Annotated in this window: 1 protein-coding gene; it reads left to right on the forward strand. The window is 56.4% G+C overall.

Going from position 1 to position 731, the window contains the following annotated elements; genetic code table 11:
* A partial coding sequence (locus FQ182_RS29665; protein WP_149415373.1) for an IS66 family transposase occupies positions 1-686 on the forward strand: 686 nt, incomplete at its 5' end.
* Positions 687-731: the final 45 nt, after the last annotated feature.

The following is a 731-nucleotide window of genomic DNA, read 5'->3' on the forward strand; positions in this document are numbered from 1 at the left end:
CCAGCCGAGCGCAGGAGGTGCCGCTGCGCCTGCTTGCCGATTATCGCGGCTACCTGATGACCGACGATTACGCCGGCTATAACGCCTTGGGCGCGCAGCCAGGTGTCGAGCGTTTGGGCTGCTGGGCACATGCGCGACGTAAGTTCGTCGATGCGCAAAAAGTGCAGCCCAAGGGTAAGATCGGGCGAGCCGACATGGGGCTGAATCTGATCAACAAACTGTATGGCATCGAGCGTGAATTCAAAGAGGTCACTGATGATCAGCGTTTTGTCGGTCGACAGGAAAAAAGCCTGCCGGTACTCGCAGAACTAAAAAGCTGGCTGGAGAAAACCCATCCCCAGGTGACGACGCAAAGTGCCTTGGGCAAGGCCCTCGGTTATCTGGCCAGCAACTGGAGCAAGCTTGAGCGTTACACCGAGGCCGGCTTCCTGCCCATTGATAACAATAGGGCAGAACGAGCAGTAAAACCCTTTGTGATCGGTCGTAAAAACTGGATGTTCAGCGACACGCCCAAGGGCGCCACTGCCAGTGCGCAGATCTATAGCCTGGTCGAAACTGCCAAAGCCAACGGCCAAGAGCCCTATACGTGGCTGCGCCACGTACTTGAACGCCTACCGCAAGCTACTTCGGTAGAAGACTTCGAAGCCTTGCTGCCGTGGAACTGCTCGCCAGAAATGCCACGGTAACCATTAAGCCCATCGTTTGGTATGTGGGGTTTATGAGGCGCTTAC

The organism is Pseudomonas sp. ANT_H4 (assembly GCF_008369295.1).
Lineage (GTDB): Bacteria > Pseudomonadota > Gammaproteobacteria > Pseudomonadales > Pseudomonadaceae > Aquipseudomonas.